This window comes from Nostoc sp. DSM 114167, from assembly GCF_052692655.1.
On the sequence record NZ_CP195116.1, the window covers coordinates 1,188,788 to 1,213,975 of the forward strand.

The 25,188-nt window shown below is 42.4% G+C and carries 17 protein-coding genes and 1 pseudogene; 9 read left to right on the forward strand and 9 right to left on the reverse strand.

Features of this window, described 5'->3' with window-relative positions:
- Positions 1 to 32 precede the first annotated feature (32 nt).
- The 3 genes from NSTC731_RS04935 to NSTC731_RS04945 all read left to right on the forward strand — a co-directional run bounded on the left by NSTC731_RS04935 (position 33) and on the right by NSTC731_RS04945 (position 3,303).
- The gene (locus NSTC731_RS04935; protein ID WP_445629864.1) at positions 33 to 1,154 is read left to right on the forward strand and encodes an ABC transporter ATP-binding protein; all 1,122 of its coding nucleotides are present in this window, start codon (positions 33 to 35) and stop codon (positions 1,152 to 1,154) included.
- 111 nt (positions 1,155 to 1,265) lie between these two features.
- Positions 1,266 to 2,045, forward strand: coding sequence for a superoxide dismutase (locus NSTC731_RS04940; RefSeq protein ID WP_445629865.1), 780 nt, complete (start codon positions 1,266 to 1,268; stop codon positions 2,043 to 2,045).
- Positions 2,046 to 2,421: 376 nt separating this feature from the next.
- The gene (locus NSTC731_RS04945; protein WP_445629866.1) at positions 2,422 to 3,303 is read left to right on the forward strand and encodes an FG-GAP-like repeat-containing protein; all 882 of its coding nucleotides are present in this window, start codon (positions 2,422 to 2,424) and stop codon (positions 3,301 to 3,303) included.
- A gap of 35 nt (positions 3,304 to 3,338) precedes the next feature.
- Here the strand turns inward: NSTC731_RS04945 and rsmG are convergent, their stop codons facing one another.
- Both rsmG and NSTC731_RS04955 read right to left on the reverse strand, forming a co-directional pair.
- Positions 3,339 to 4,073 (reverse strand): 16S rRNA (guanine(527)-N(7))-methyltransferase RsmG, encoded by a 735-nt coding sequence (gene rsmG / locus NSTC731_RS04950; protein ID WP_445629867.1) that lies wholly within the window; start codon positions 4,071 to 4,073, stop codon positions 3,339 to 3,341.
- 66 nt (positions 4,074 to 4,139) lie between these two features.
- Positions 4,140 to 4,814 (reverse strand): ABC transporter ATP-binding protein, encoded by a 675-nt coding sequence (locus NSTC731_RS04955; RefSeq protein ID WP_445629868.1) that lies wholly within the window; start codon positions 4,812 to 4,814, stop codon positions 4,140 to 4,142.
- A gap of 306 nt (positions 4,815 to 5,120) precedes the next feature.
- Between NSTC731_RS04955 and NSTC731_RS04960 the strand changes: the two genes are divergently transcribed.
- The 3 genes from NSTC731_RS04960 (at position 5,121) to NSTC731_RS04970 (ending at position 7,068) form a co-directional block, all read left to right on the forward strand.
- Positions 5,121 to 6,077, forward strand: a complete 957-nt coding sequence (locus NSTC731_RS04960; protein ID WP_445629869.1) for a Sll0314/Alr1548 family TPR repeat-containing protein — start codon at positions 5,121 to 5,123, stop codon at positions 6,075 to 6,077.
- A gap of 98 nt (positions 6,078 to 6,175) precedes the next feature.
- Complete coding sequence (locus NSTC731_RS04965; protein WP_445629870.1) at positions 6,176 to 6,628, forward strand: DUF3531 family protein; 453 nt, start codon at positions 6,176 to 6,178, stop codon at positions 6,626 to 6,628.
- 8 nt (positions 6,629 to 6,636) lie between these two features.
- Positions 6,637 to 7,068: an NUDIX hydrolase gene (locus tag NSTC731_RS04970; protein WP_445629871.1), complete on the forward strand. Its 432-nt coding sequence runs from the start codon at positions 6,637 to 6,639 to the stop codon at positions 7,066 to 7,068.
- Between the two features lie 37 nt (positions 7,069 to 7,105).
- On the opposite strand, the pseudogene NSTC731_RS04975 reads toward NSTC731_RS04970, so the two are convergent.
- From NSTC731_RS04975 to NSTC731_RS04985, 3 genes and pseudogenes are all read right to left on the reverse strand, one after another.
- Positions 7,106 to 7,486: pseudogene (locus NSTC731_RS04975) on the reverse strand (type II toxin-antitoxin system HicB family antitoxin).
- 60 nt (positions 7,487 to 7,546) lie between these two features.
- Positions 7,547 to 7,816 carry a ParE family toxin-like protein gene (locus NSTC731_RS04980; RefSeq protein WP_292817369.1) on the reverse strand — a complete coding sequence of 90 codons (270 nt, stop codon included), beginning with the start codon at positions 7,814 to 7,816 and terminating at the stop codon, positions 7,547 to 7,549.
- Positions 7,813 to 8,031: a hypothetical protein gene (locus NSTC731_RS04985; RefSeq protein WP_445629872.1), complete on the reverse strand. Its 219-nt coding sequence runs from the start codon at positions 8,029 to 8,031 to the stop codon at positions 7,813 to 7,815. The genes NSTC731_RS04980 and NSTC731_RS04985 overlap by 4 nt, the downstream gene beginning before the upstream one ends.
- A gap of 209 nt (positions 8,032 to 8,240) precedes the next feature.
- Between NSTC731_RS04985 and NSTC731_RS04990 the strand changes: the two genes are divergently transcribed.
- Complete coding sequence (locus tag NSTC731_RS04990; protein WP_445629873.1) at positions 8,241 to 9,152, forward strand: AIPR family protein; 912 nt, start codon at positions 8,241 to 8,243, stop codon at positions 9,150 to 9,152.
- A 40-nt stretch (positions 9,153 to 9,192) separates the two neighbouring features.
- Here the strand turns inward: NSTC731_RS04990 and NSTC731_RS04995 are convergent, their stop codons facing one another.
- Together NSTC731_RS04995 and mfd are read right to left on the reverse strand one after the other, a co-directional pair.
- On the reverse strand, positions 9,193 to 10,335 hold the full coding sequence (locus tag NSTC731_RS04995; protein WP_445629874.1) for an IS4 family transposase: 1,143 nt from the start codon (positions 10,333 to 10,335) through the stop codon (positions 9,193 to 9,195).
- A gap of 297 nt (positions 10,336 to 10,632) precedes the next feature.
- A complete protein-coding gene (gene mfd / locus NSTC731_RS05000; protein WP_445629875.1) occupies positions 10,633 to 14,238 on the reverse strand; it encodes a transcription-repair coupling factor in 3,606 nt (1,201 codons plus the stop codon).
- A gap of 240 nt (positions 14,239 to 14,478) precedes the next feature.
- Here mfd and NSTC731_RS05005 point away from each other — a divergent pair, with 240 nt between their 5' ends.
- The gene (locus NSTC731_RS05005; protein ID WP_445629876.1) at positions 14,479 to 15,807 is read left to right on the forward strand and encodes a hemolysin family protein; all 1,329 of its coding nucleotides are present in this window, start codon (positions 14,479 to 14,481) and stop codon (positions 15,805 to 15,807) included.
- A gap of 102 nt (positions 15,808 to 15,909) precedes the next feature.
- On the opposite strand, the gene NSTC731_RS05010 is transcribed toward NSTC731_RS05005, so the two are convergent.
- Entirely contained in the window at positions 15,910 to 17,091 is a 1,182-nt protein-coding gene (locus tag NSTC731_RS05010; protein ID WP_445629877.1) for an aldo/keto reductase, read from the reverse strand.
- Positions 17,092 to 17,833: 742 nt separating this feature from the next.
- Between NSTC731_RS05010 and NSTC731_RS05015 the strand changes: the two genes are divergently transcribed.
- Positions 17,834 to 18,949, forward strand: a complete 1,116-nt coding sequence (locus tag NSTC731_RS05015; protein ID WP_445629878.1) for a hypothetical protein — start codon at positions 17,834 to 17,836, stop codon at positions 18,947 to 18,949.
- 146 nt (positions 18,950 to 19,095) lie between these two features.
- Here NSTC731_RS05015 and NSTC731_RS05020 read toward each other — a convergent pair whose 3' ends face one another.
- Positions 19,096 to 25,074, reverse strand: a complete 5,979-nt coding sequence (locus NSTC731_RS05020; protein ID WP_445629879.1) for an amino acid adenylation domain-containing protein — start codon at positions 25,072 to 25,074, stop codon at positions 19,096 to 19,098.
- Positions 25,075 to 25,188: the final 114 nt, after the last annotated feature.

A 25,188-nucleotide genomic window follows, 5' to 3' on the forward strand; every position in this document is an offset into this window, starting at 1 on the left:
CTAATTCCAAATCCACAATCTTAAATTAGATAATGGCAAATGTTCGTCTAGAAGATATTAAACGTAGATTCAATAATGTCACTGCGATTGAGGACATTACTTTTGAAATTCCTGATGGCGAGTTTTGGGTTTTAGTTGGGCCATCTGGTTGTGGTAAGTCTACAATTTTGCGAACGATCGCCGGTTTAGAAACCGCTACATCTGGCAAACTCTACATTGGCGATCGCTTGGTAAATAATATTCCAGCCAGACAACGGGATGTGGCGATGGTGTTCCAAAACTACGCTCTCTATCCTCACATGACTGTGGCCCAAAACATCGCTTTTGGCTTGCAAATGCGGAAAGTTGACCGAAAAATTATTCAAGAACGAGTAATGAATGTGGCGCGCTCGCTTTCTCTAGATCATTTGCTGGATCGTAAGCCGAAACAACTTTCTGGGGGGCAGCAACAAAGGGTAGCATTAGGGAGAGCGATCGCTCGCGAACCCCAAGTCTTTTTACTTGATGAACCTTTATCTAATTTAGATGCCCAACTGCGCGATGATACCAGGGCAGAATTGAAACAGCTACATCAAGAGTTAGGCATTACAACAATTTACGTCACTCACGATCAAGTTGAAGCCATGACTTTGGCCGATCGAATTGTCGTGCTAAATCGCGGACGGATTCAACAAATTGGCGATCCTCAAACTATTTATGCAAATCCTGCTAATCAGATGGTGGCAAGTTTTTTGGGCAGTCCGCCAATGAATATTTTACCTGCAATCTATGAAAATAATGGTTTCGATGTGAGCGGACAGTTATTAGCAATCCCAGCAGTTGTGAAAGGAAAATTACAGTTGCGTCAAGGACATAGTTATGATTTGGGGATTCGTCCAGAGCATATAAAAATAAACACTAATTCAGAACGGCCTGAACGCCCAGTTACCGCTAACAGTACTCAAAACTCAGGATTATTATCGGTTGAAGTTAAAGTTGTAGAACCTTTGGGAAGAGAAACTTTGATTCGTGCTGGTTTACCCGGTTCGGCGGTGATGCTGAATATTCAAGTAGGCTCTGATGTGCGTTTTCGTCGAAGCGATCGCCTTTCTCTACAGCTGGATTTAAATCAGTTATTTGTATTCGATCCCAAAACTGGGGACAGAATCTTATAAAGAGTTTCTTAAACTGCCAGAAATAATCGCTAAATTCTAATTTTTTGTAGCCAGAATCTAAGAAAATAAAAACTGCAATAGATACTTCATGGATTAGCTGCAAAAACTTATATGACTATTAATCGACGCCATTTCTTGTTTTTACTGACATCAGGTGCCGGTGTTTTTGCATTAGACGCTTGTGCATTGGCAGAGAAATCTCCTGATGGAAATACTGCAACACCAAATACAACCGCAAATACAACACCCAATATAACAGCAAATACAACAGGGGCTATCCAATTACCGCCTTTACCTTATGCCTACGAAGCACTGGAACCACACATCGATACCAAAACGATGCAATTTCACCACGATAAACATCACGCAACTTATGTGAAAAACCTGAATGCAGCCTTAGAAAAACATCCAGAACTCAAAGGTAAAACAGTTGAAGAACTGTTGCAAAAACTTGACAATGTACCACAAGATATTCGCAAAACAGTACGTAATAATGGCGGTGGTCATGTGAACCACTCAATGTTCTGGCAAATTATGAAGCCAAAAGGTGGGGGAGAACCAACAGGAAATATCGCCTCCGCAATTAATCAAAATTTTGGCTCTTTTGCAGCTTTCAAAAAACAGTTTAATGAAGCTGGCGCTGGTCGTTTTGGTAGTGGTTGGGTTTGGCTAGTACGTAACAAGGGTGGCAAGTTGGAAGTGACAACTACAGCTAACCAAGATACTCCCTTAAGTGCAGGTAAATATCCCATCCTGGGTAATGATGTATGGGAACATGCATATTATCTCAATTACCAGAATCGCCGCGCTGATTATTTAGATGCTTGGTGGAACGTGGTTAATTGGGATGAGATTAACAAGCGGTTTGCAGCAGCAAGTAAATTTGCCTGAAACCAGACAAAAATTTAGAGTTATAGGCGCTTAAAAATTGGCGACAGAAACAATATTCTGTTGCCAGTTTTATGATGTAATAATCTAATTATTATTCATCTTTTGAAAATAATTTGCTTTAATAATTATTCTTCAATTATTGCAGGTATTTTTTTTCTTTTTTGAGATTTAATATAGCTTGATTTTCCGTTAAAAATAAGAATATATCTCAATAAATCTTGTAACTAATCTTACTTTTATAGTGCTAAACTACTGATGTTGACAAAATTTATATAAGATTGCAATTTCAAATTTCATCATCACAGTACATGAAATTTAGAACCTTTCTTTAAATGTCGAATTTGAATTTGAATTTGATTATAAGGAGGATGTTCTTATGAAGATTGGTTGCAAATTATTTACGGTTGCTTTAACTGTTCCATTACTTCTTGGAATTTTAAATTTTAAAGCACAAGCTGAAGTGACTAGACAATGGGGTGTAGGTGGCGATATTCCCGTTCCTGGCGATTATGATAATGATGGTAGAACTGATTATGCAGTCTGGCGACCGAGTAATGGAACTTGGTATGTGATTAACAGTTCAACAGGTGTAGCAGTTACTAGACAATGGGGCGTCGGTGGCGATATTCCTGTTCCCGGCGATTATGATAGCGATCGCAAAACTGATTATGCAGTCTGGCGACCAAGTGATGGAACTTGGTATGTGATTAACAGTTCAACAGGTGTAGCAGTTACTAGACAATGGGGCGTCGCTGGTGATGTTCCTGCACCTGGGAGATACGATAATGATGGTAAAACTGATTATGCAGTCTGGCGACCAAGTAATGGCACTTGGTATGTGATTAACAGTTCAACAGGTGTAGCAGTTACTAGACAATGGGGCGTCGGTGGCGATATTCCTGTTCCCGGCGATTATGATAATGATGGTAAAACTGATTATGCAGTCTGGCGACCGAGTAATGGCACTTGGTATGTGATTAACAGTTCAACAGGTGTAGCAGTTACTAGACAATGGGGCGTCGGCGGCGATGTTCCCGCCCCTGGCAAATACGATAATGATGGTAGAACTGATTTTGCAGTCTGGCGACCAAGTGATGGAACTTGGTATGTGATTAACAGTTCAACAGGTGTAGCAGTTACTAGACAATGGGGCGTCGGTGGTGATATTCCTACCCCTGGCAATTATGATTTCTCTATTAGGAATGACTTCGCAGTTTGGCGACCGAGTAATGGCACTTGGTATATTTTTGGGAATTAGGGCTAATACTTTGTCCTTTTTCCCACACTTACCCCTCAAAGAGGCTTTTGAGTCGGTACACCTACAGCACGAGGAAAATTAGCTGGAGTGGTAGCTACCTTACGCAAATACACACAGTGGCGGATGCTGTGACTCAGAGGTGTCGTAAATTGTTCGATTGATTCAATCACGCCACCCAACTGGTTCACAGCATTCTTTAAAGCAGCTGTTTCATCCTCAGTCCAATTACCGCGATAAATTATAGCTAAACCTCCCTGTTTGAGCAGTGGTAGGGTATATTCTGCACAGACAGAGGCTGCCCCTACAGCACGGATCAATGCAATATCATAAGCTAGTCGATGCTGGCGGTGCTGACCGATTTCTTCAGCCCTACCAACAAGAGTTTTGGCATTGATAAGGGCAAGTTCAGTTAATATATTGTCGAGAAAAGTAATTTTTTTCCGAGTGGAATCGAGAAGAGTAATTGTGCAATTAGGTACTGTAATTGTCACTGGAATACCTGGAAAACCTGCACCTGTACCAATATCGATGATAGTAGGGGAAGCAGGGGAGAAATTTGCTGATAACAGAGGTGCAATTCCTCGCAGAGAATCCCAGAGATGTTTTTCCCAAAACTCTTGAGGTTCAACGATCCGAGTTAAATTTTGTTGGCGATTACCTTCTAGGATTAACTCATAAAGCTTTTGAAATTGCGCTTGTTGTTGAAGAGTTGGTTGCCAATTGAGAGTTTTCTGCCAGATTTCTGCCATCTCAGGCAATAAGTTTGTCATTTGTCATTTGTCATTAGTTATTCTCCCCTGCTCCCTGCCTCCCCTGCTCCCCTGCTCCCCATGCTCTCACACCGTTGGTAGAGGTTCTTTAACTTTGGATTCTAGTGACTTTGGGTCTACTGATTCTAGTTCACCGTGGTTGAGTGTCCAGCAACGGTCTGCGATCGCTAACAGATCCCCAGCATCGTGTGTCACAATTAACAATGTCCAATCTTGTTTGAGTTTTGCTAATAAATTTATCAATTGCCGACGCATTGACCAATCTAAACCAGCTGTTGGTTCATCCAATAACAGTAAATTTGGCTGGCGAATTAATTGGACTGCCAAAGCTAAACGTCGTTGCTGACCACCACTCAAAGCATAAGGGGCAGCAGAAAGCGATAAATGCTCTAATCCCACTTCACTTAGCGCCTGTCTGACTCTTTCTGACCCTAACTCAGGATGTCCTAAACGCAATTCTTCTAAAATCGAACCACCGCAAAAGTGCCGCTCTGGAAACTGAAATACTAACCCGGCTAATTGTTGTAGCTGTTCGGCTAGAAGTTCTTGTTCCCGCCAGAAGAGAGCGCCAGTAGTGGGTTCGGCTAGTCCCGACAAAATTTCTAGTAAGGTACTTTTACCGGAACCACTCGGGCCAATAATCAGACCTAGCTGCTGGGGTGCTAATTCTAAATTGATCGATTTGAGAATCGCTGTTGGGCACGCTGTGGGATGATAATTTACATTTCGGAGATAAAGCATTTGTTAAGATTACCAAAAAGTCAGCAAATTACTGATTAGCTACACTGAGAGTGTCTGGAAAATTCTAGAAAAATTTACAGCGTATTACCTGAATTAACAGCTTAATTTAGCAGCAAGAATTATCCACTTTTTCTCCATTGTGGCAGACTAAGCCTGAAATAATGGCTAGAGCAAGCCTGGAAACATGGAAAGATTACCAATATATAAGAAAATTTTGGTTGAAGCAAAGGCAAGTTGAAATTAACCATTTTTGCATTCTAAGTAACACATACAACTATTTCAACCGCAATTATTCTGAGGGTAAAAATGATTAAAAGGTTTTTTTCGCCTCAATTCGTAGTGTCTGCTCAACTCACTACCCTTGCTCAGACTGCTTTTGCAGGTGCGTTCGCCTTTGGCGTTGCCCCTTGGGCAATCGCACTTAATGTCTGGGTAAATCCTTCTCTGGCTGGCGATCCGTTTCGCAATAGCGAACCTCATCAAATTGGCGACCAAACAGAAGCAGCTTTTAAAGCAATTTTCCAACAGGGCAACTATCCAGCAGCACAGCGTTATCTGGAACAAGCACTATCCAAAGAGCCAAATGAACCTCTAGCTTATGCCATGAGCGCATCTTTAGCATACGGAAATAAGGATTGGGCTAAACTAGATACCTACAGCCAAAAAACTCTAGAAACTGGACAAAAACTGATTTCTAGCGATCCATTGCGTGGTAATTTATACACTGCTGTTGGTCATTTTTTAGAGGGAGCAGTAGTTATCACCCGTGAGGGTACTGTCAATGGTGTGCCACAAGCCTTTAGTCGGTTGCGGCAAGTTTATGAATATTTAGACAAAGCCGAAGCAATTTCTGCCAACGATCCAGAACTGAATTTAATCAAGGGTTATATGGATTTATTGTTAGCGGTTAATTTGCCTTTTGCTAGTCCAGATCAGGCAATTGGACGCTTAGAAAAAAATGCTGCTCCTCAATATCTAGTGGATCGGGGTATTGCTCTTGCTTACCGGGATTTAAAACGGTATCCACAGGCGCTAGAGTATGTCAACCGGGCGATCAAAACGACATCCGATAATCCAGAAATTTATTATCTTAAAGCCCAAATACTAAAGCGACTGGGGCAAAGAGAAAAAAGCCAGCAGATGATCCAGGAAGCGATCGCTAATTTTGACAAAGCATTGACTAAAAAATCTCAACTCCCAGGCGATTTAGTCAAACAAATTGAGCGTGAACGCAGAAGTGCTGTTAGCCTGAAGAATCCTTAGTCCCCATTCTCCACTCCCGTTCGGCTACGCTCACGGCAAGCCCACTCCCTACTTTGATATGCTTATTCGCAGAAGAGTACTTGAGATATTAGACCAAAATGGAGATTCAGTTCCGCGAAATTAATCCTTTTGATGTGTGGATTTGGCTGAAATTCAGCACAAATCCTTCTGCGCGTGAAAAGCAGTATGTAGAAGAAGTCTTCAATTCCTGGTTTTATTTAGGTAAATTGGGTGCATTTAATGCAGAAAACCTCCAAGTGCAGGATACTGGACTCGATATCAGCTACATGAATTATGATGCACAAGGGTATGACAAAAGCTTGCTAGCACTGATGCACAACATGGGTGAGTTTGAATATGAGGGTCAGTGGGGGCGTTGTTGGTTTGACTTAGGAACCAGTGATGCGATCGCATTGGATATTTTAATCAACGCTCTCACCCAGCTAAGTCAGGAATATGTCACCATTGAAGAATTGTACATCGGTGGTGAAAATCCAGATTGGCCTATTGAGGATAGCGAAAGTCGTCCTCAGTCTATTTATGATAATTAGTTATAAAAATGAATAAAGCTGGCGAAATTCGGGTAATAGCCTTGGGATTAATTCGGAATGGCGATCGCATATTTCTTTCTGAAGGTTACGATCCCGCAAAACAAGAAAGATTTTATCGTGCTTTAGGCGGTGGTGTTGAATTTGGCGAAACCAGCCACGCCGCCTTAAAACGGGAATTTCAAGAGGAAATTCAGGCAGAATTAACGAATATTAAATATTTAGGTTGTATAGAGAACCTATTTATATTTAATGGTAGGCAAGGTCATGAAATTATTCAGCTTTATCAGTGTGACTTTGCTGATTCCAAATTTTATCAACTAGAAAATTTAGTTTTTTCTGAATCACCACATCATAAACATAGAGCCTTATGGATAGACATCTCTCGCTTGAAATCTGGAGAATTAAGATTAGTACCTGAAGTATTTTTTGAATATTTATAAATAATATGGAACTTTACTAAGAGTGCTTTGCTGTTAATTATGTTACCGAACTCAGCAAAGACACAATATACTGGTTGAGACTAACGCTTTCCCGTTCAGAAGTCTCAGCTAAACGTCGATGTAAAGATTTCGGCATCCGTACTAGTAGTTTACCGCTATAGCTATCATTACTACTTGGTAAGGGAATATTATCATCGGCTTCATAAGCTGTCTCAATCCACAATTCCCGCGCCTCATTGAGATTTGCCATTGTTTCTTCAAGAGTTTCGCCTTAGGTAAGACATCCAGGTAAATCTTTAATTTGAGCTACATATCCATTCTCTGGGCCAGGGTAAAGTGTTACAGGATACTGAATATTTAAATAATATTCTAAAGACGGCTTCTCAATCTGCTGGTTTTTCTGGTTCAGTGTCTTCATCAATCCACTCTTCTAAATTCAATAGTTCAACTATTTGCTGTACACGATCGCACTGTGTCGCTACAACTGAGAAAGCAACTTGTTATACTCTGCGTGTGAACCAAGCCAAAACCAAATAACAGTATCTCCATCTAACTGGCCAACCGCTCGATAATTTTTGCTAATCCGTGCTGAATAAATTGGTAGTTCTGGATGTACTTTTTTGAAGCGCAAGCTGGGATGGCTCGGATCTTGTTTGAAGAGGCGGTATGCCTCACGCGTTTGCTCTTGAACTTGCTCAGGTAGATCGGCAAACCCTTGACGAAATTGAGCGGTTATACGTGACTTCACAATGTATCTGGATCTAACTCTTGAGTTTTTCCTGCACGGTATTCAGCCATTGCTTCGGTTGCAAGTTTGGCAAGCATATCTGGAGAACGAGCAAAAGCTTCATCCCAACAGCGTTCATCTTCTAGTTCTGCCAAAATTATCGCCGCGATCGCATCTTGTTCATTGGCAGGCAAGTTTTTTAGTTTAGCGATCGCTTGTTCAAGTAGCTCAGTCATAGCTGTTAATCATTACGAAAGTCATACTATAAATTATCTCTGCTTGCACTCTGTTGGGGTTGTTAGGGTGCGATACTTGGGGTGAGAGCAAAGCGCGATCGCTCTCAATAGCAGAATTAGTAGAGTTTGAGACAGTTCTACAATAAAAGCAAAGACGTTGAGATTGAACTAACCTAATGGGTGTACCTGAAACAAACCCAAAGATACCAATGCCTTCACCAAGCTTATACGAAACTGATTTGGTTAATGGGGGTCACACTTTCTTTGCAATTCGTGAGGTAGCTCAAGACGACGAACGTCCCAATCCTTGGGATGCGTATGTTCGCCTTCACATTCTAGTAATGGAAGATAATGATATTGACTCATATCTCATTGCTGATATTGCCGAAGGATTGAACCGCTCATTGCAAGTAGACAATACCTCTATTGAGAATCTGCAAGGCTCGTTTAATGAAATTAAGGATTATCTAGAAGGAAAACAAGGATCTGACCAAATCGCCTATAAGATGGGTGATTCCGGAGAAGTGGATATTGAGCAAGTTCTGACTTATATGGATCTCCTTAATTTAGAACAGTTTCCTGACCGAAAGAAGCATCCTCATACAATTTTCGGTAAGCCCAAAGCTGTTCTTGACACCTTTACCAAGGATTTGGATGAAAACAGGGGCGTGTTTAAGCGACTTGTACCTCACATACATGAAATTCTGGTTCTAACAGATCGGATACAGCAATTAGCATCTCCAAAATTTCCTGGCAAGCTCAAAGTCAGCAACACAAAGAAAAATAATCGCGTTCGCTCGCGCAATAATAAAGAGCGACAAGCTCACTTTGCTGGTGGGGTAATTAATGGGCATTTACACCTTGGGTGGCTCTACCCTATGGTGGCAGCATTCAGAGCAAATATTTCTCGTGAGGCTTGGCAGCAAGGCAAGCTAGAATGGCGAGTCGAACCTGAAGAACTACTAAAAGTTACGATCAACGAAATGGTTGAAATCGTACTTAAGGAAAATGAAGACAACAAGGGTAAACCTGCTGAAGTAGGTCGTAAAGAAGCAGCCTATCGTGGTTGCTATAGCGTCATAGTTATGGAGTTGGCTCAACGGGGTATCCTGACCTCATAGTAGTAATTTGATGCTTTTAGTTCAAGGGGCGACAAGCGAACTAAAGTGCTTGCTGTATAAGCTTCATAGCCCTTAAACCTCGCTGATAATATGCTTGCTTATTGCGAATGAAACCGACCAGTTCCTCGACCCATGCTTGACACTCATGCAAAGCTTCTATCCAATTTTGACCATATAAACCTATCCAGAAATTACTGTGACGTTTTTGAGTTCGATTTTTTTCTTGCCTACGACAAATATAAGATTCTTGAGATTGAAATTTAGTTCTTTGTCCATGCAACCAAGCACTGGTCATAGCTAAAGCAATTAACAATATTATTCGTACAAGTCTATCAGGATTAGCTTGCGAAGCTTCTAGATTGTAACCACCAGTTTTACAATCTTTGAACATTGCTTCAATGCCAAAACGTTGAGCATATATTTTAAGAGCAGTATTTAAATCAGGCAAATTAGTTAATAAATACCAAGCTTCTTTATCCTGTTTACCTCGGTACTTTCGTTTCCAGTAAACTGCTAAATTAAACCGACCAAACCCTTTTTTCTGAGTAAACTTAATATTGGGATAAAACTGACGAATACCTGGGTAAATTTCAATACTACTTAAAGGCTGAAATTTCTGTCTTTTTTCTTGAAAAGTAGTATCCTTTTTTTGACGAAATACAAAACTCTGGTTCTGCTTGTGGAGCCACTGAGCCAGTTCAACGCTATGAAATTCTCTATCCCCGATAATTACTAATTTGAACTTTTTTAATAAACGGATTACTGGACGTAATACTTTTTGCTGTTCTTCTAGATTACTACTACCATCTTTCTCTAACAAACACCAATATATTGGCCAAGCTCTTTTTTGATAAATCACGCTCACCATCAACACATTATTTTCTTTCCACTGTGTTCTATCCATCGCTATAGTTAATTGTGACCCCAGTTTAAAATGTTGGTTAATTATTGATTCAATAATCGGAAACCACAACAATACTACACTCAAGGCATTTAGTGTTAGAAATCTTTGTAAATGTCGCCTCCGACTGTTTTGCTGTATTGGTAATGGTAACGTTGCTGCCAGTCTTTCTATCCTGACTTGCTTCTGATTTTGTAATAACCACACCAACATCTTTAGCGTGATTAACTGCGCTTTATTTAGATATTTTTCTAAGAAGTTTTGATAGAATGATGCCAGCATTATTATGACGGTCTTGGTCAAATTACGAGACCGTTCTTTTTTACCATTAAACTGTACCCTATAGTTAGCTGCTTAATAACTGTACAGTTCATTCTCAATAAGTACCCTAATTGTTCTAGGGGTCTGTGCCTCCTAAACCTTTATCTGGCTGGGTTTAGAGGCGATTGTCGCCCCTTGAAATGCTTTTAGTTTAGACATCTGATGAAATTAATTCTGCGTTACCCGAAACCTTTGTAGAGACGTAGCATTGCTACGTCTCTACATTGATTTTTACCAGATATCTTTTGATTCAAATCATCAAACACCAACCGCCTCTGGAATCGCACCCTGCATTCTCCCAAAAGCATCAATCAAATTTTGCAATTGTTGATCTGCTTTAAAAACTCCTAATCCGCGTACTGTCACTTTCCCTGGAGAATACACAAAGCGCGTTTTGAGATTGTCTGGTAAATTCGCCGCTAATAAATTCCAAGCGGGTTCTTCCATCGGTGTTTCTAAAACGACGTGCTGCTTGTTTTCTGGTTTAATTCGGCTAAATCCGAGTTTTTTCGCTAGCTGTTTGAGTTCCATGACTCGCAAAAGTTGATTTGCAGGGACTGGTAAACTACCATAGCGATCGCTCCACTCGGCTGCAATCTGCTTTAATTCTGATTTAGATTTAGCTGTGGCCACCGCTCGGTATGCACTCATCTTTTGATCCAAATCGGTGATATAATCTGCCGGAATAAATGCTGTCAAGTTGAGGTCAATCTGGGTATCCTCCACTTTCGGAATTTCTTGTCCTCGGATTTCCCGAATTGCTTCTTCAAGCATTTCCATGTATAAATCAAAACCGATGGCATCCATTTGACCGGATTGTTCTGCACCTAGCAAGTTACCCACGCCTCTGATTTCCATATCGCGCATCGCTAGCTGATATCCAGAACCTAGCTGAGTAAATTCCTGAATCGCTCGTAATCGTTGCCGTGCTGCGTCAGATAATGCTCGTTGCTTCGGATAAAATAACCAAGCATGAGCTTGGATACCCGCACGTCCTACACGACCGCGTAATTGATACAACTGTGCTAATCCAAAGCGGTGAGCATCTTCAATCAAAATCGTGTTGACTCGCGGAATATCTAAGCCAGATTCAATAATTGTCGTACAAACGAGGATATCTGCATCGCCATTACTGAAAGTGAGCATGGTTGATTCTAACTCGCTTTCATCCATTTGACCGTGAGCGATCGCAAACCTAGCTCCCGGTATCACTTCTCGTAAATTGGCTGTTGTCTCTTCAATACCATCTACTCGTGGAACTACGTAAAATACTTGTCCACCTCTGTCTAATTCTTGACGAATCGCAGTGCGGATACTTTCGGAATTTATTGGCGATAGATGAGTTTTAATCGGTCGTCTGGTTGGGGGCGGTGTGGTAATCAAACTCATTTCCCGAATTCCCGACAAGGACATATACAAAGTTCGGGGAATAGGTGTGGCTGAGAGGGTAAGCACGTCCACCTGAGTTTTCAAGCTTTTAATTTTCTCTTTCTGGTTTACCCCAAAGCGCTGTTCTTCATCTACTACCAACAGTCCTAAATCCCGGAATGTCACGCCTTTACCTAAAAGTTGGTGTGTACCAACCACTACATCTAATTCCCCCGTTGCCAATCGCTTTTGAATATCGCGGCGTTCTTCGGCGGAACGGAAACGGTTGAGCAAACCGACATTCACGGGATAGGGTGCAAAACGTTCTTTGAGTGTATGGTAATGCTGCTGTGTTAAAATAGTTGTTGGCGCAAGGAGTGCCACTTGTTTACCGGCGGTGACTGCTTTAAAAACAGCACGAATCGCCACTTCCGTCTTCCCGAAACCGACATCGCCACAAACTAAGCGATCCATTGGGCGATCGCTTTCCATGTCGCGTTTTACATCTTGTACAGCTTTGAGTTGATCTGTCGTCGGTTGGTAGGGGAAAGAATCTTCCAATTCCTCCTGCCAAGGCATATCGCTTGGAAAGCTAAAACCTTGTTGTTGCGATCGCGCTGCATACAGTTTCAACAAGTCCACTGCCAATTTTTTAATCGCTTTGCGGACTTTGTTCTTGGTGTTTTCCCAAGCTTTACCGGTCATTCGGTTGAGTTCCGGTGCTTTATCACCTCCGGCGCGGAACCGGGATAAAGCACCTACTTGATCGGCTGCGACTCTGAGTAACCCATCAGCATACTGCACCACTAAATAATCACGGGTTTCGTTATTAATCGTCAAACTTTCCAGCTTGACAAATTTACCAACACCATGATTTCTGTGAACCACATAATCGCCTGGACGCAGCTTATTGGGATCGACTTGCTTAGAAGTAGCTTTGTGGCGCTTGCGGATATAGCCGGGAGTCGCCAAAGAATGCTGCCCAAAAAATTCCCGATCTGTGACGATTACGATTCGGTATGTAGGCAGGATAAAACCTTCTAATTCCGCCAAACCAGAATATTTTAAGGCTATAGGAGTATGGTTGATTTGCAGCTTATCTATTGCTTGGTAGTCGCGGGGATTGGGGATAAACTGAGCCGGACAATCATGTTCTTGTAACAGCGAGACAGAACGGGAAGGTTGAGCAGAAAGCAGCCAGATCGAGAAATTGCGATCGCGTTCTTGGCGGATAGTTTCAGCTAATTTAGCAAATTGGTGTGGCGTAGCTGGAACAGGACGGCTGGCAAGATTGATCCCATCATTTTCCTCTGACAGTTCCGACAAATATAATGTTTTAAATCTGGCAACATCAGCCAAACACTCATCAAACGAACGGTGAATTTTCGGCAATGTTAGGGGAGTTGATTCTTCCCCATACGGCATTCCCCATTGTTCCTGGGCATTTTCTACCCAGCGATCGCTATGAGCATGACACTGTTCTGGCTCATCAATGGCAATCAAGGTATTTTCTGCTAAGTAGTTTAGCAGAGATGCTGGTTGCTCGAATGCTAACCCCAAAAAACGACGGCTACCTTCAATCAGCGATGAGTGCTGAGTGCTGGGTGCTGAGTTAAATTCTGACTCAGCACTCAGCACTTGGAACTGGGCACTATTTTTCAGTGCAGCCATCACGATGGGAGTAAAGCTAGTGGGGGTAAGAATTAACTGCTCAACTTTGTCAAGGGCGGAACGTTGGGTTGCTGGGTCAAATTCCCGCATTTGCTCGATTTCATCACCAAACCATTCCAACCTGACTGGAAATTCTGAGGAAACCGGGAACACATCAACAATATCGCCCCGCCGACTCCATTGCCCTTCCATTTCCACCAAAGGAACTCTTTCATACCCCAAAATAGTTATTTTCTCACTGAAGCTATTCAGGTCTAATTCCATACCTTTTTTTAGGGTAAGACAGAATTGTCCAAAAGCTTCTGGCGGAGGTAAATGAGGTTGCAGCGCCCCTTGAGTAGCCACAATCGCTAAATTTGTTTTTTGTCCTACCCTGCGGGAAGCCGCTAGCGCGTCTATGTCCTTTGTCATTTGTTCTTGGTTTGTTTCTAATGACAACTGACTAATACTTCGACTACGCTCAGTACAAGTGACTAATGACTCTTGATTTTTGAGTAAATCTGCCAATACCTGCATTTGCCCCCAACTCATTTCAGTTTCCGGGTCAAAAGGTTCGTAGGGAGAAGCCTCGGAGGTGGGGTAAAAATGTACTGTTTGCCATCCCATTGCTTCCAGTTGTGCGTAAACGCGTCCAGCTTCTTCTAGGGTGGCGCAAACCACAAACAAATCTTTACCCTGAGACTGCGCTAATGCCGAAGCCACTAGAGTCTTGGGCAGCCTGGGAATGCCATTTAACCGCAATTCTTGTTGTCGATTCAGCTTAGAAATAAATTCAGTGGTGAGCGGCGATCGGCCTAAGGCACGCACAATAGAAGAAAATGACATAAGTACTACTAGCGATGAGAGTCTTTGTGGATCAGCAAATCTTGAGGCAGTTTATGTCAACTATTTTAAAAGTGTTAACAGCTTTCTTATTCTTGCGGTAGAAGAATAATGCACAGTGACTAATAAACTTAAGAACTATAACTACTACTTTGTGTATAGTCAAAGTATTTATCGAAGCACCTTTAATACTAGATACTAGGTATTGAGCTACATTCGCTCTGATAAGCGGCAATTTTAAACATGTCCCCCATCACTTTTGAAATTTCAATCATTTTGGTGCTAATTATTGCCAACGGCGTGTTTTCTATGTCTGAGATGGCGATTGTCTCGGCACGGAAAGTAAGGTTACAACAGCTTGCCAATCAAGGAGATGCCAAGGCAATGGCAGCATTGAAATTAGCAGAGTCTCCCAATCATTTCCTGTCAACTGTTCAAGTGGGTATTTCCTTAATCGGTATCTTAACTGGTGCTTTTGGAGGAGCAACAATTGCCAACCGACTGGCAGTCTATGTGCGACTTGTACCTTTGTTAGCACCTTATAGCGAACCGATATCTTTTGGAATAGTGGTTTTGATCATTACCTATTTGTCACTCATTGTTGGCGAATTGGTACCAAAGCGTCTGGCATTAAATAATCCAGAAAGGATTGCCTCGATTGTAGCGATTCCGATGCAAGCCTTAGCTGCGATCGCTTCTCCAGTAGTCTTTCTTTTAAGTGCTTCTACAGATTTGATCTTGCGAGTGCTGGGAATTACAGCTTCTACTGAGCCGCAAGTCACCGAAGAAGAAATTAAAATCTTAATTGAGCAAGGCACTGAGGCGGGAACCTTTGAGGAAGCTGAACAGGATATGGTAGAGCGAGTCTTTCGTTTAGGCGATCGCCCTGTTAGTTACTTAATGACACCCCGTCCTGATATTGTTTGGCTAGACTTAGACGACTCTGCCGAAGAAAATCGCCTTAAAATGGTTGATAGTGCTTATTCTCGGTATCCAGTTTGTCAGGGGGGACTTGACAATGTGCTGGGTGTTATTCCTGTCACTGACTTATTAGCCAGGAGTTTCCGAGGGGAACCACTAGACTTGACCATCGGATTGCGACAGCCTGTATTTGTGCCAGAAAGCACCCGTGGCTTGAAAGTTTTGGAATTGTTCAAGCAAACTATCACTCACATGGCGCTGGTAGTGGATGAATACGGCGTAATTCAAGGATTAGTTACTCTCAACGACATCATGAGTGAAATCGTGGGTGATGTTCCTTCAACGGATGGACAAGATCAACCACAAGCTGTACAACGCGAAGATGGTTCCTGGCTTTTGGATGGGATGTTGCCTGTAGAGGAGTTTTTGGAACTTTTTGGTATGGAAGAATGGGAATCTGAAGAACGCGGCAGTTATCAAACATTAGGCGGTTTTGTGATTACCCATTTAGGTCGTATTCCTGCCGCAGCAGATCATTTTGAATGGCAAAGTATGCGAATTGAAGTGATGGATATGGATGGTAATCGCGTTGATAAGGTGCTAGTCGTACCGAAGGCAGTTAAATCAGCAGATACGAAAAAATCTGATTAGCATTGGGCATTGGGCATTGGGTATTGGGCATTGGGCATTGGGCATTAATAATTATTGTCTCCTATTTCTCATACGCCATAACCAATGCCCGATTTATGCATATCAAGTGCGAGATAGACGTTTGACAGCTTCACCCGCCAACAAATGATGAGCTTGTTCCAGAAGTTGGGGGATTTTTTCAGCGTAGGGATTATGGACGAGACATTGCCGCAAGTCTAATTCATCTAGCCGATCGGCTTTGTTGCCGGGGAACCAGTGGCCGCCATTACCAAGCAGATTGTAGCGCATTTTAGCGTAGTCTACTAAATCGTAGGCGATCGCTAAATTCCGCAGCCACAAAATCACCCGAATATTTACCTCACCAGGGGTTTCGTCAAAATTTGGTAGATTTGTTTCCCAAGATTTTACCCAATCTTCTCCCAAAGTAGCGATCGCTTCTTGTTCCAATCTTGCTAAAATTGGCGGCAAAATTTCTGATGCTCGATCTAGTAATTCTAAAGTCTTCAGATGTTCATCAAAATCTTGTGGTTTTGCTGCTCCCAAGCTCAGAGTATGTACCTCTTGATGACTCAAACAAAACAAATCATTAAACACCATTGGACTCAATGGGGCGCAAAGATTGACTAATTTTTGGGGAGGCTCATACAACAAACCTCCTTTATTAGAAGGGCTAATAATAAACACCCCCATATCGTGGCGTTTAGCTGCTTCGATTGCCGCCCAATTCCATTGATTAATGTAGTACCAGTGCAGGTTCACGTAATCAAATTGATTGGTATTAATTGTCTGCACAATTATATCTGTCGAGCCGTGTGTGGAAAAGCCGATAAATCTAACTTTTCCTTCTGCTCGCAACTGCTGCGCTACTTCCAAACAGCCGCCGGGACGGATGCTGTCCTCTAACGACTCAGGATGATTAATGCCGTGCAACCCTAAAAGGTCAACATAATCTAGTTGGAGATTTTTCAAAGATTGTTCAAACGTCTCTCGGAATTCTTTCGCATCTGCCTTTGGATTGATTTTTGTCTGAACAATCAACTTTTCGCGGGGAAACTTGGGCAATATTCTCCCCAATTGCATTTCAGAAGTGCCATAGCCACGGGCAGTTTCAATATGATTAATCCCAACCTCGACTGCCCTTCTAATAGTCGCTTCCAGATTTGCCTGGTTATCAGCAGGAATTTCATCATTGGGAACATCCTCCCATTTGAACTGATATCTCATGCCACCGCAGGAAAACACTGGCATCTGTAATTCTGTGCGCCCAAATCTTCTATATAGCATCAGTGGATTGTGGATTGCTTACCAACTTAAAATCTAACAACGATAGTCATTTCAGCTTTTAGTGCCACAATCATTTCCTCTGTTCAATCTGTGACACTAGCAATATTCATCGCATTCTTAAATCGGTCAGGTCTTTTGGTTATTGGATTTTTACCTACCAATATTCTAGTTCCACAGAATAATTATCTCATACTGTTAGTCTGTCAGGGTTGAAACGAGGGACAGAGTTGTTTAAGCTTAATGCGTGCATCAATAGTTGTAAAACGCCAGTTTGCTAGAGCATTAGTTTCTCAAGAGTTGCTAAGTAAGCTTCAGGATTTCGACGGAATCGTAGTTGTTCAATTTATTGCCTAAACGTGTTTATCGAACCAATCCTAGAGTTATCAAAAAACCTGTATCAAAGTTCGCTCAAAAAAGCTTAAACACCGAAGTATTAGTACTAAAACGAATCCTCCTGTTTTCCTTGTTATTAGCACTGCGTAGTCCTAACTGAACCGTATTGGGCTATAGTTAGGCGATTTTTATGGGCTAGCACTTTTTCAACTTCTCCTGAAACCACTCAAATGATAAAAGTCCCTCGTCTTTTATTTGAGCGTTTAAGAGATATTGCTGTTTACTCTGCTTGATTGAATCAAAAATGGATAAATTCAAGCTTAGGCCGTTAGAGAGATAAAAATCGACAGCAAATCTATTACCAATAAATAAACAGTAGCAAAACTGGCATTTTACTATTTTGGTGGGTATGGATACAATAGTGGGACTGTGCAGCACGCAGGGTTGGACAGCACAGCTTGTCATCGCTCAAGAATTTACGGCTTCAGAAGATGCTGCGCTTTTCTTCTCAGGCACTCAAGGTTTTTTAGTCTTGATAGCTGGACTGTTGCTGGCCTTTGCCTTTCAGCTGCTGCTAGCTAACTTTTTCATTGCCTTGGGAATTTCATACTCCACTCCAGAGCATGAATCAGATACTAACAGCCAAGCATTGATGGACGATAAGATTAATCAAGTTGGGATAATAGTTGGGTTGCGAACCTTAGGAACTGTAAGCATTACATTATTTCTTGCTTGTTTTCTAGCGGTGAAACTTTGCCCATTACATGACCCGCTATTGGCAGCAATTATTGGTCTGCTCATTTGGGCAGCCTACTTCTTTTTACTGGTATGGGTCAGTGCTACTACGGTAGGCTCGGTACTCAGTTCTGTTTTAGATCGGGCAACTTCTGGCTTGCAAGGCATTATTGGTACAGCAACTATAGCCTTTGGTGCGAAGACGATCGGCGATCGCGTTGTTTCCACAGCAGATGCAGCGGCAACCGCAGTTCGTAACGAACTGGGTTCAGCGGTAGATCGAACCAGTATCCGCAAGGCAATAGACAATTATTTAAACCAGCTACAACTATCTCAGGAAGAGCGACTAGAAATTGAAGATGAGTTTGAAAAATTAGTCGCCCAACCAGAAATGCAATCTCTCAGTAAGGAGAATTACTTACGCAATATCGGTCGTAAAACCTTTGTGGATATAGTCGATAGTCGTACAGATTTGTCAAAACAAGACATTAATTGGTTTGTAGACTCTTTTGAAGGCTTTTGGCAGCAGATTTGGGGTCAGCAACCCCAAAAAGTGCAAACTAATGGATTGCCGATCGCTCTAAAGTCTGGCGAACCAGAAGAGCTACAGCCCGAGCGACTGAGTGCCAAGCTAGAGCAATTCATTAACCAAATTAGCCAGCAGCAAGCTAGACAGCAAGCGGAAGCTACCCAAAAGGTGGCAGAAACTGCTGCTTGGTGGCTGTTTAGCACGGCTTTTTTCTCTGCTGCTGCTGCTGCAAGTGCTGCTGCGATTAGTGTAGCTGTTTAATTTTCTCCAACCAAGCTAATTAAAACGTATACACCAGCCCAGAGCGCTTTTGCCATTCGTGGTAAACGGTTTCTAGTAGCACCACAGCAACAATAGAATCCGTTGCCATTTAAATTTTTGACTATTTTGCATTGTGGTTTTTCATTTTAATTCTTTGTAGACTGAGACTGCGCCTGAGTTAAGCAATTTCTCAATTTTTCAGCTAACACTTGTACATGAGGTTCTTTAAGTATGTCAAGGTGAGATCCGGGAATGTAATCGATATCTAATCCTCCAACTACTATGTCACGCCAGCCAAATTGAGGATCGTATTCTATGCCTATAGCTTCGTCCCGATTTTTATCCTCTGTCCGCAAAAGAATAGCTCGACCAAGATAAGGTGAAAAAATATAGTCACTAAGAGCTTGAGTGTTAGTATCTATAATCTTTAAATGCTTGTCAGTTTCAGGTACATGAAGTACGTCTTCCAAGTAACGGTTATATGTATTTTGCAGTTCTCGCTTACGCCAATAACTCCATCTCACAACTTTTTGCCAAAGGTAGTTAGGCCCTTGTTGAACAATATTATTTAAATGCAAAAACACTCGCTTGAATAATGATACCTGCCAGCTATAACCTATACGACAACTATCAAGTAGAACTAAAATGCCGACTTGTTCGCCTTGCTCATAGAGTTGCCGAGCCATCTCAAAGGCAACTGTACCCCCAAAGGAATAACCTCCGAGAAAATAAGGGCCATGAGGTTGAAGGGTTTGAATTTCTTGAATGTAGTGCGCTGCCATATCTTCAATACGGGTATGGAGAGGGTATTTTTCGTCTAGCCCTCGTGGTTGTAATCCGTAAAATGGTTGTTCTGTCCCCAAATGCAATGCTAATTCACGGAAACATAAGACTTCTCCACCCAGCCCGTGAATACAGAAGAAAGGTGGCTTAAAACCGTTGGGTTGAATTTCTACTAGGGATGACCAGCTAGATTTTGATTGGTCTAAGGTATTTACTAAAGCCGAGTTTCTTGTTAAATCTTCTTCTTGGCAGATTATTTTGGCTAGAGCCTCTATAGTACCTGACTGGAAAAGAATGGCAAGCGGCAGGTTTTTACTAAATGTCTTTTCAATTTGCCAAAACAGTTTTACTGCTAGGATAGAATGTCCTCCTAGCTCGAAGAAGTTATCCCTAACACCAATCGGTCGGACACCTAAAATTTGTTCCCAAATCTGTGTTAACTGGTTTTCCACTTCATTGCGGGGAGCAATAAAGCTGGCTTCTGGCTCTTGCCTCGATAAGTCTGGTGCTGGTAGGGCGCGGCGGTCTACCTTGCCGTTGGGGGTTAAGGGCATGGTGTCCAGCACGACAAAAGCTGAAGGTAGCATATACTGTGGCAATTTTGTCGAGAGGAAGCCTCGGATCTCAGCAATTGCAATTACTGAGTCTTGATTCGGTATAATATAAGCTACCAAACGGCGATCGCCAGCAACATCTTCACGGGCAATAACTACAGTCTGGAGTACATTTGGATGTTGGGCTAACACCGTTTCAATTTCCCCCGGCTCAATGCGTATCCCCCGGATCTTGACTTGATGATCTCGGCGACCGAGAATTTCTAGAGAGCCATCTGGACGATAGCATCCGCGATCGCCTGTATAATAAAGCCAATCCTGGCGATCGTTCCCAAAAGGGTTTTTGACAAACCGAGAATGGTTTTCTTGCTGGGCATTGATATAGCCCAAACTACGGAATGGAGTGCGGATTACAATTTCGCCTGGTTCGCCGATACCACACGGTTGTTGATTTGGTGTGAAAACCAGTGCTTGGGTTTGCGGCAGCGGTAATCCAACTGGCTGTACACCAGGGCTACAGTCAACAGGTACTCGGTAATAACATTTCGCCAAGGTTGTCTCTGTCGGGCCATAGAGATTAACAATTTCACCTGATTCAGGAAAAGCATCCCGCCAGCGAACTACAAGGGTTTCTTTCAAAGGTTCTCCAGCCAAGAATAACCAGCGTAAGTTACGTAAAGAAATTCCTGACGGCACATTCGCTAACCATAATTGCGCCAGCGAAGGAACTGTATGCAGTACAGAAATTTGCTCATTTTCCAAATAACGCAGAATTCTCGTCGGTTCTAGGTTATCCTCTTCTTCTGGCAAACATAGGGTTGCACCACTAGTTAAAGGTAAAAAGATATCTCTAAGAACGACATCAAAAGAAAGACCAGTTAATTGGGCAATGCGGTCTTGCTGATTAATTTCAAAAGTCTGTCGCTGCCAGTTCAGAAAATGCGCCAACCCTTTATGACACCCCAGCACACCTTTAGGTACACCAGTTGTGCCGGAAGTAAAGAAAATATAAGCTGCATCGTCGGCAGCGATTTCAGGTAGATTTACGGCTTCAATAATCGTCTTTTGGGAATTTATAGCTTCTCCTGTGTCTGGGTTAACACAGATGCTAGTTAAAGACTCCCATATCTTTTCGTCTTCTGAACGCTGACCATCAATATATAATATGTATTTAGCTTTAGCTTCCTGTAGCATCAAGCGTTGGCGATCGCTAGGAAGTTTTGGATCGAGGGTGAGCAACACACCGCCACTCAAGAGTACGCCCAACATACTGGCAATTAGCCCGAAGCTGCGTGTACCATATACGGCTACGACATCTCCCCGCTCTACTTTGTGAGATAACAAAACCTGTGCTAAAGTTTGAGCTATTTTGCCCAATTCCCCATAATTCCAAGTACGAATTCCTTGACGAAGTGATGAATGTTCTGGGGTACGATTTACCCAAGAGGTAAACATTGTGGTTGTCAATTCATACTCTGGTTCTGGCAAAACTGCCCTTGGCTCTGGCAGCAAAAGTTGCGCTTTTGGTGTCACCAGAGAATACAAACTAATCTGTCTCTCTGGAGCAGCAACAATTTGATTTAGCAAGTGATGGAATTGATGAAGCATTTCCATCATCCGTTCTGAAGTAAACAGATCGGTGTTGTAAACTAAATCAAGTTGGATTCCTTGATTTTGTTCTGTAACGTAAAGGGTTAAGTCGAACTTAGAAGCTGTTTCTAGGATCGAGACTGGTTCGATAGCCACTCCAGGTAGTTCCAGGTGGATATCCCTTAAGTTGAGCATATTAAACCACACTTGAAACAGTGGGTTGCGACTGGTATCTCGCTCTGGTTGCAGTTCTTCTACCAGTTTCTCAAAGGGCATATCTTGATGGGCATAAGCAGCTAATGCCATCTGGCGAACTCGATTTAGCACTGAACGAAAGCTGGGGTTCTCGGTAAAATCAGTCCGTAAAACAACGGTGTTAATAAAAAATCCAATTAACTCTTCAATCTCAGAACGGTTACGTCCGGCAATGGGAGAACCAATAAGAATGTCTTCTTGCCCTGTGTAGCGGTGCAGTATTGTCCCAAAAGCTGCCAGCAATGTCATGAATAGAGTGACACCCTCTTGATGCGAGAGTTCTGTGAGTGATGCACTCAAAGTCTGCGGTAGCATCAGAGATTGAGCTGCTCCTTGGTAAGTTTGCACTGGCGGCCGTGGTCGGTCGGTGGGCAATTCCAGTACAGTGTTAGCACCTGCTAATTGGGTTTTCCAATAGTCAATTTGCTTGGAAAGTACCTCACCTGATAGCCACTGGTGCTGCCACACAGCAAAATCTGCATACTGAATGGGCAATTTTGCTAATGGGGAAGGCTTACTACTCAAAAATGCTTTATAAAGGGCTATTAACTGCTGCCAAAGAATACCAATTGACCAACCATCTGAAGCGATGTGGTGCATCATTAACAAGAGTATATGCTCCTGCTCGTCTACTTGGAGCAAAGTAGCACGCAGCATCAGGTCAGATTCTAAGTTGAAGGGGCATTGCACCTCTTGATTGAGAAGAAATTCTACTTGCTCTTTTGTTACCTGAATGATTTTAAGTTCTACTGCCCGAGGCGTGCCAATTACTTGTATGGGGCTACCATCAGGTGATGTAATAAAGTTGGTTCGCAATGCTTCATGATGGACAACGATCGCATCTAGTGACTGTTGCAATATACCCAGGTTTAACTTGCCCGTTAAGCGTTGTGCATTGGAGACAATATACGCTCGGCTGTTGGGTTCCAACTGCTCCAAAAACCAGACTCGCTGTTGGGCAAAGGATAGAGGTGCTGATTGCCGATTGGCTATTTGAGAAATAGTCTGATTTTGGGGATCATTTTCTGGAGTTTGGTTTTGGGCGTTCCCGCTTCGGGTTGCCGTAGGCATTGCTTGAGCTAAAGTAGCGATCGTGGGATTCTCAAATAAGAGTTGCAACGGTATTTCTATTTGAAAAGCTTGACGAACTCTAGACATCACTTGAGTGGCCAGCAGTGAATGCCCTCCCAATTCAAAAAAATTGTCGTGGATGCCTACTTGTTCCAGACGCAAAACTTTCGCCCAAATGCCAGCCAAGACTTCTTCTGTCGAATTCTGAGGTGGAACAAAGTTAGTTGACAGCTTAATATCAGATGTATCCGGTGCAGGTAAGGCGCGGCGGTCTATTTTACCGTTGGGATTTAATGGTAGGGTGTCCAAAAAGACAAAGAAACTAGGCACCATGTATTCAGGCAACTGAGTTTCCAAAAAGCGACGCAATTCAGCCTGGCTAGGAATTTGCTCTGGACGGGTAACAATATATGCTACTAGTCGCTTGTCCCCAGGAACATCCTCTCTGGCTATGACTAAAGTCTGTGTCAGTGCCGGATGTTGAGCTAATATAGCTGCAATTTCTCCTAATTCAATTCGGAAGCCACGTATTTTAACTTGATCGTCAATGCGACCAAGAAATTCGATATTACCATCGCTCAAATAACGTGCTAAGTCCCCAGTTTTGTAAAGGCGCGCCCCAAGTTCAGAGCTAAAGGGGTTAAAAATAAACTTCTCTGTGGTCAATTCTGGACGGTTAAGATAGCCTCGCGCTAGACCAATACCGCCAATATGCAGTTCACCTGATTCACCAATAGGTACTGGCTGCAAATTGTCATCAAGGATGTGAATCTCTGCATTGGTAATCGGACGGCCAATAGGTGCAATAGCATAATTACTGTCTCGTTGGCAACTCCAGAAAGTAGTATCAATAGAAGCTTCTGTCGGGCCGTAACAATTATGTAAAACATTGTCCAAGTTCAGTTGGGCAAAGAAGCGTTCTATAAGTTCGCCAGGTAAAGCTTCACCACCGCAGGTAATGTGTCTGATGAATCGGCAATTTTCAATTCCCTTCTCTTCTAATAAGACACGCAGTATGGAAGGTACTAAAGCCAGAACTGTGATTTGCTGCTCAGTAATTACCTTCACAAGATAGGCTGTGTCTTGATGTCCACCAGGGCGAGCCATAAATAATTGCCCCCCAAAGCACAATGGCCAGAATATCTGCCACACTGAGGGATCAAAGCTAAAAGAAATAGTCAGTAGAACTTTGTCTGCGTGAGTTAATCCAAAAGTTGTTTGCTTCCAGTGGAGTTGATTGCAGATACCACGGTGAGGGATCATTACACCCTTGGGCTGTCCTGTAGAACCAGATGTGTAGATTACGTAGATGAGGTTATCAGTTGTAGTTTGATTTACAGGATTTTCTTGACTGTTTTGAATATTCCCTTGCCAGTTTGAGTCCAGACAAACCACTTGTGCCTGATGCGGTGGTAAGTTCTTGACCCATTTTTCTTGGGTTAACAATACTGGTGTCTGGGTGTCTTCCAAGATAAAAGCTAAACGTTCTGAGGGATATGCCGGATCTAAAGGCACATAAGCGCCTCCAGCTTTCAGAATGCCGAGTAGTCCTATAATCATCTCTAAGGAGCGCTCCAGACATATACCCACAAGCACTTCCGGTCCAACGCCTAAAGAACGTAGGTAGTGCGCTAGTTGATTCGCCCGCTGATTTAACTGTTGATAAGTAAGTTGTTTATTTTCACATACTACTGCAATGGCTTGGGGCGATCGCTCTACTTGCATCTCAAACATTTGATGAATGCACAGATCCTGACTATCAACTACTTGGGTATCATTTAATTCTTGTAAAACTTGGGTGTCGATGATATTAGTTAAGGTATTTAAGGTAACATTTTGCTTATATTCTGATGTCTTACTATTTATCTGCATTTTCTATATTAAGTTCCAGTGGGCATAAATAATTAAAGGTTTATGACTAAAAAAGATATGAGCAAATACAGCTCTCTATCTCTAGAAAATGAGCAGAATCTACTAATATCACAT

Excerpts from the sequence above, each read along its gene's own strand:
- NSTC731_RS04965 (WP_445629870.1), top strand. The coding sequence starts at position 6,176 with ATGGAGATTCAGTTCCGCGAAATTAATCCTTTTGATGTGTGGATTTGG.
- NSTC731_RS04995 (WP_445629874.1), bottom strand. The coding sequence starts at position 10,335 with ATGCTGGCATCATTCTATCAAAACTTCTTAGAAAAATATCTAAATAAA.
- NSTC731_RS05020 (WP_445629879.1), bottom strand. The coding sequence starts at position 25,074 with ATGCAGATAAATAGTAAGACATCAGAATATAAGCAAAATGTTACCTTA.
- rsmG (WP_445629867.1), bottom strand. The coding sequence starts at position 4,073 with ATGACAAACTTATTGCCTGAGATGGCAGAAATCTGGCAGAAAACTCTC.
- NSTC731_RS04945 (WP_445629866.1), top strand. The coding sequence starts at position 2,422 with ATGAAGATTGGTTGCAAATTATTTACGGTTGCTTTAACTGTTCCATTA.
- NSTC731_RS04935 (WP_445629864.1), top strand. The coding sequence starts at position 33 with ATGGCAAATGTTCGTCTAGAAGATATTAAACGTAGATTCAATAATGTC.
- NSTC731_RS04955 (WP_445629868.1), bottom strand. The coding sequence starts at position 4,814 with ATGCTTTATCTCCGAAATGTAAATTATCATCCCACAGCGTGCCCAACA.
- NSTC731_RS04985 (WP_445629872.1), bottom strand. The coding sequence starts at position 8,031 with ATGACTGAGCTACTTGAACAAGCGATCGCTAAACTAAAAAACTTGCCT.
- NSTC731_RS04940 (WP_445629865.1), top strand. The coding sequence starts at position 1,266 with ATGACTATTAATCGACGCCATTTCTTGTTTTTACTGACATCAGGTGCC.
- NSTC731_RS05005 (WP_445629876.1), top strand. The coding sequence starts at position 14,479 with ATGTCCCCCATCACTTTTGAAATTTCAATCATTTTGGTGCTAATTATT.
- NSTC731_RS05015 (WP_445629878.1), top strand. The coding sequence starts at position 17,834 with ATGGATACAATAGTGGGACTGTGCAGCACGCAGGGTTGGACAGCACAG.
- NSTC731_RS04990 (WP_445629873.1), top strand. The coding sequence starts at position 8,241 with ATGCCTTCACCAAGCTTATACGAAACTGATTTGGTTAATGGGGGTCAC.
- NSTC731_RS05010 (WP_445629877.1), bottom strand. The coding sequence starts at position 17,091 with ATGCTATATAGAAGATTTGGGCGCACAGAATTACAGATGCCAGTGTTT.
- NSTC731_RS04960 (WP_445629869.1), top strand. The coding sequence starts at position 5,121 with ATGATTAAAAGGTTTTTTTCGCCTCAATTCGTAGTGTCTGCTCAACTC.
- mfd (WP_445629875.1), bottom strand. The coding sequence starts at position 14,238 with ATGTCATTTTCTTCTATTGTGCGTGCCTTAGGCCGATCGCCGCTCACC.
- NSTC731_RS04970 (WP_445629871.1), top strand. The coding sequence starts at position 6,637 with ATGAATAAAGCTGGCGAAATTCGGGTAATAGCCTTGGGATTAATTCGG.